Raw genomic sequence first — 4,642 nt, forward strand, 5'->3', positions numbered from 1 at the left:
CCGGCGCTGCCCCGACGTCCGACCGCGCGTGGGCCGGCCTCTGCGGGGCGACTCCGGACCGGAACCCCCTCGTCGGCCCGGTCGCCGAGGGCGTCTTCGTCGCCGCCGGCTGGCACGGCCACGGCTTCATGTGGTCACCGGCGATTGGCGAGCGACTCGCGGAGGCGGTGCTCGGTGATGGTCAGACATCGATACCGGACGCGTTCGACCCCCGCCGCTTCGACGGCGACGAGGAGTTCGCGGTGGTCGAGGGGATGACGCTCGACGGGGAATGAAAGAACGCGAAAGGGGGTAGTTACCGCGTTGCGTCCGAAACTCAGGCGTCTTGGTCGTCAACGTCGCCGAAGTCGTCGGCTTCGTCGGCGGCCTCGGATTCGGATTCGGTGTCGGCCTCGCCCTCGTCTTCTTCTTCGGTCACGGCGATGTCGCTCGCGCGCTCGTCCTTGGGAATCCGAATCTGGAGCGTGCCGTTCTTGCCGACCGTGGCGGTTCCCTCGGCGGCTTCGACCGAGGCGTCCGAGGGGATAGTTGCCTTCCCCGAGAGCGTGAGACCCCGGCCGGGGAAGCGCATCTCGTAGCCCTCGTGGAAGTCGCGGAAGCGGTCGATACGAATCTCGACTTCGCCGTCGAGGAAACGGACCTGCACGTCCTCGGCGCGAGCGCCGGGCGCGTCGAAGACGACGAGGTAGGCGTCCTCGGATTCGAGCAGGTCGTGGGCGAGCGGCTTGCGCTCCTGCATCTGGCTGACGCCGCGGCCGACCCGTTCGAGGACGGCGTTCGCCGCCGACTCGCCGAACTTCCGCAGGTCGCTCATAGCTGAATCTCCTCTAGGGCGCGGGACTCGCCGCAGTACGGACAGGAGAAGTCCGCCACCGTCACGTCGTCGGGCATGTCGTAGGTGTAGTGCAGCTCGAACATGTCGAGTTCGCAGTCCTCGTTGGCGCACTTGACTTCGAGGGTCGCGGGCATGGCCGTCAGTTACGCTCCCACGCTCATAAACGCGCGGGAGGCGGAAGCGACCGATAGGCCGCGAGTGCCGACTGAGCGACCGTCGACCGGTTGCGTTTTCCGCGTCGAACCCGAATCGCGACCGATGACTGACCCCGCCGACCTCACCGTGACTATCGTCGACGGATACGTCGACGAGCCGGCGCACTTCGGCGTGCCGCCGTACATATCGACGTATCCGAGGTTCACCGCGGGTGCGGTGGTCGACGCGGGCGTCCCCGAGTCCAACGTCGTCTACCACACCATCGACGAACTCCGCGAGGACAGACAGAAGTGGCGCGACGTGGCCGACGCCGACCTCATGATTTACATCGGCGGCATGACCGTCCCCGGCAAGTACGTCGGCGGGACGCCCGCCGAACCGGACGAGGTGCGCGAACTCGCGTGGGTTGCCGAGGGAACCGCCCTGATGGGCGGGCCGATTCGCTTCGGCGTCGGCGACGAGAACGCCGGCGGACAGGACATGGAGCGCAAGAACCTCGACTACGACTTCGTCGCCAAGGGCGACATCGAGGCGGCCGCCTACGACCTCGTCGACTCCGGCCTCGAAGGCTTCGGCAACCGCATGCGCGACAACGAGGAACTCGACCGCTGGGCCGCCATGGGCGCGTTCGTCGTCGAACAGCACCCGAACCACCCCGACCACCTCATCTGCGAGATGGAGACCTCGCGGGGCTGTGCCTACCGCTGTTCGTTCTGTACCGAACCGCTGTACGGCAACCCCGCGTTCCGTACCGCCGACTCCGTCGTCAAGGAGGTCGAGAACCTCTACAACCGCGGCGCGCGGCACTTCCGACTCGGCCGGCAGGCCGACATTCTCGCGTTCGGCGGCGACGGCGAGGCCCCGAACCCCGACGCGCTCCGTCGGCTCTACGGCGGCATCCGCGAGGTCGCGCCCGACCTCGGCACGCTCCACCTCGACAACGTCAACCCGATAACCATCGTCGGCTGGCCCGAGAAGTCCCGCGAGGCGCTCCGCATCATCGCCGAGCACAACACGGCCGGCGACACCGCCGCCTTCGGCCTCGAATCCGCCGACCCCGTGGTCCAAGAGGAGAACAACCTCAACGTCTCCGCCGACGAGTGTTTCGAGGCGGTCAAAATCGTCAACGAGGTCGCCGGCTGGCGTCCCGGTGACGACCCCGCGGACGCGCCGACCCACGGTTCGGACGCCGCGAACCGACTGCCGAAACTCCTCCCCGGCATCAACCTCCTCCACGGGCTGAAAGGCGAGCGCGAGGAGACGTTCGAGCACAACAAGCGGTTCCTCCAGCGCGTCTACGACGAGGGACTCATGGTCCGCCGCATCAACATCCGGCAGGTGATGGCGTTCGACGGCACCGACATGTCCGATACGGGTGCCGATATCGCTCGCGACCACAAACAGCTGTTCAAGACGTACAAAACGGAGGTCCGCGAAGAAATCGACCGGCCGATGCTCCGCCGGGTCGCCCCCGCGGGGACGGTCCTCCCGAACGTCCACCTCGAATACCACCAGGACGGCCGGACGTTCGGCCGCCAACTTGGGACCTACCCGCTTTTGGTCGGGATTCCGGGCGAGCGCGAACTCGGAAAGACCATCGACGTGGCCGTCGTCGACCACGGCTACCGCTCCGTCACTGGGGTTCCCTACCCGCTGGACTTCAACGAGGCGTCGATGGACGAACTCACCGCCATCCCCGGCATCGGTCGCTCGACCGCCGGCGACATCGTGGTGAACCGTCCCTACGCCGACGCGGCCGACGTGGGCGTCGATGCCGACGTGACGAAGTACGTTCAGTAGTCGGATCAGGGCTCAGAAACTCATTCTTCACGTGCAAGTGCGCTCTCTCTCAGCGTCTGGAATACCTCTCTGTTCACTCGCAAGCGTGGTGCGTGATTCACTTGCAGACGTGGTCTGTCGGCGGCGGGAGAAACGTCCCGTCGAGACGAACGGCGTCGAACCGCGAAAACAGCGCCGTCAGAAGTCGTCTTCGACGACTTCGCCGACGGCGAAGTTAGACTTGACTTCGGTGATTTCGACTTTCACGCGCTCGCCGACTTCGGTGCCGGGGACGATGATGACGTAGCCGCGTTCGACGCGGGCGATACCGTCGCCCTGCTTACCGATGTCCTCGATTTCGACGTAGCGGAGTTCACCGGCTTCGACGGGCGGTTGCGGCTCGTTCGTGGGCGTCGGTCCGGCGTTCGGTTCGGACTCGGCGGGTTCGTTCGACTCGCGGGAGATGAGCGCGACGCGGTAGGTCTCGCCGGGTTCGACGGTTCCGGTCTCGACTTCGCGGCGCGGAATTTCGACGACGTAGCGGTCGTCCTCGGTGCGAACGTCAGCATTGAACAAACACAGGAGTTTATCTGAGATTTCCACCGTAAGACCTCCAATATGTGGTCAGGCCGGAGTGTTAAAGATGTACCGCAGTCACCGGGATTCGACTACTGAACCCGCGTCCCGTCGGGTCGTTTCGCGCCCTCCGAGTCGTGGACGACGACCTCGCCCGGTCCGGTCTCGACCGGTTCGTACGCCTCGGTGACGCCCCGCGCCTCGCGTAGCTCTCGGACCGCCCGCTCTTTCAGCGCCCGCGCCAGTTCCTCCGCGTCCTCTCGGGGGATGTCCCGGCCGAGGCCTTCGCACTCGTGCGCGCGGACGACGCCCTCCTCGTCGACTGCCTCGCCCATCGGCTGGCTCGTCCCGCCGAGGGCGACGCTGAACGGGTACGTCTCGCAGATGAGTGGGCGGTCCTCGTGGACCTGACAAGCGCCCTGTCCCGACTCGTCTTCCTCGTAGAACCGACAGTCGCCGCAGGCGGTCGTTTGGAGCGCCCACTCGAACGTCTCGCCCTCGGGGCCGTCGTCGCCCTCGGCGAGGCCGTAGGGCATCGGACGGGCCACGTCCCGCCACTCCATTGGGGTTCCCGACTCGCCTGCCGAGTCGTCTCCGCCGGCCTCCTGCAGGGCGCGCACCTCGTCCGGAAAGACGGTCGCCGTGTGCGGTTCGGGGCCGTCGTCGCCCTCGTAGCCCTTACAGCAGGCCCCACAGCGCGTGCACTCGAAGCCGATGGACTCGATGGCGTCGGCGAGTTCCGACACGTCGAGGTCGCGGGCGCGGTCCAGTTCGGCGTCGAGGTCCATACCCGCGATGCGGGCGCGAGCCCAAAGAGGGGCGCGGTTTTTCGCGGGAGAGCGGACTCCGAATCGGCGCGCGCCCTATCGCGGTTCGACTCGCTCGCCTCGGAGTCCCAGCGAACCCGACGCTCCGCGGCGAGCTTCTCGATGTGCGCGACGACCGTCGCGCGGGCGAGGTTGCGCACGGCGGACACGTCCTTGTCGTAGGCGGCGTCGGTCACCTCGTCCGGCGTCGTGTTCCCGGCCAGCACCGCGTCGAGGACGGCCCGCTCGCGGTCGTTTCGGTGCGCGACGAGTCGCGCGAGCGTCGCCCGAGAGTCCGTGATTTCGGGGCCGTGGCCCGGAAGCAGTCGCTCGGGACCCGCGCGTGGAGTCGCCTGAGCGCGACGAGATAGGCGCGAACGTCGCCCTCGGGCGCGCCCACGACGACGCTCCCCTCGGCCACCGCGAGGTCGCCACAGAGCACGTCGTCGCCGGCGACGAAGCTCACGTGGTCGCGGGCGTGCCCGGCGTG

General features: G+C 67.5%; 6 protein-coding genes and 1 pseudogene. 2 read left to right on the top strand and 5 right to left on the bottom strand.

Going from position 1 to position 4,642, the window contains the following annotated elements; all coding sequences use genetic code 11:
• Positions 1 to 275 (top strand): FAD-dependent oxidoreductase (locus NKF06_RS19780; protein WP_253246382.1); only part of this gene is annotated, 275 nt, incomplete at its 5' end.
• 41 nt (positions 276 to 316) lie between these two features.
• Here NKF06_RS19780 and NKF06_RS19785 read toward each other — a convergent pair.
• Positions 317 to 814, bottom strand: coding sequence for an Hsp20 family protein (locus tag NKF06_RS19785; RefSeq protein WP_058827994.1), 498 nt, complete (start codon positions 812 to 814; stop codon positions 317 to 319).
• Complete coding sequence (locus NKF06_RS19790; protein WP_004044170.1) at positions 811 to 969, bottom strand: hypothetical protein; 159 nt, start codon at positions 967 to 969, stop codon at positions 811 to 813. The genes NKF06_RS19785 and NKF06_RS19790 overlap by 4 nt, the downstream gene beginning before the upstream one ends.
• 124 nt (positions 970 to 1,093) lie before the next feature.
• On the opposite strand from NKF06_RS19790, the gene NKF06_RS19795 reads away from it, so the two are divergent.
• Positions 1,094 to 2,791: a radical SAM protein gene (locus NKF06_RS19795; protein ID WP_253246383.1), complete on the top strand. Its 1,698-nt coding sequence runs from the start codon at positions 1,094 to 1,096 to the stop codon at positions 2,789 to 2,791.
• 177 nt (positions 2,792 to 2,968) lie between these two features.
• On the opposite strand, the gene NKF06_RS19800 is transcribed toward NKF06_RS19795, so the two are convergent.
• From NKF06_RS19800 to NKF06_RS19810, 3 genes and pseudogenes are all read right to left on the bottom strand, one after another.
• Positions 2,969 to 3,373, bottom strand: coding sequence for a TRAM domain-containing protein (locus NKF06_RS19800; protein WP_004044168.1), 405 nt, complete (start codon positions 3,371 to 3,373; stop codon positions 2,969 to 2,971).
• Between the two features lie 65 nt (positions 3,374 to 3,438).
• Positions 3,439 to 4,134 (bottom strand): YkgJ family cysteine cluster protein, encoded by a 696-nt coding sequence (locus NKF06_RS19805; protein ID WP_058827996.1) that lies wholly within the window; start codon positions 4,132 to 4,134, stop codon positions 3,439 to 3,441.
• A gap of 75 nt (positions 4,135 to 4,209) precedes the next feature.
• Positions 4,210 to 4,642 (bottom strand): annotated as a pseudogene (locus tag NKF06_RS19810) (MBL fold metallo-hydrolase); the annotation flags it as partial.

This window comes from Haloferax sp. AB510 (assembly GCF_024136985.1).
In the GTDB taxonomy this organism is placed as follows: Archaea; Halobacteriota; Halobacteria; order Halobacteriales; family Haloferacaceae; genus Haloferax.

Excerpts from the sequence above, each read along its gene's own strand:
- NKF06_RS19785 (WP_058827994.1), bottom strand. The coding sequence starts at position 814 with ATGAGCGACCTGCGGAAGTTCGGCGAGTCGGCGGCGAACGCCGTCCTC.
- NKF06_RS19790 (WP_004044170.1), bottom strand. The coding sequence starts at position 969 with ATGCCCGCGACCCTCGAAGTCAAGTGCGCCAACGAGGACTGCGAACTC.
- NKF06_RS19795 (WP_253246383.1), top strand. The coding sequence starts at position 1,094 with ATGACTGACCCCGCCGACCTCACCGTGACTATCGTCGACGGATACGTC.
- NKF06_RS19805 (WP_058827996.1), bottom strand. The coding sequence starts at position 4,134 with ATGGACCTCGACGCCGAACTGGACCGCGCCCGCGACCTCGACGTGTCG.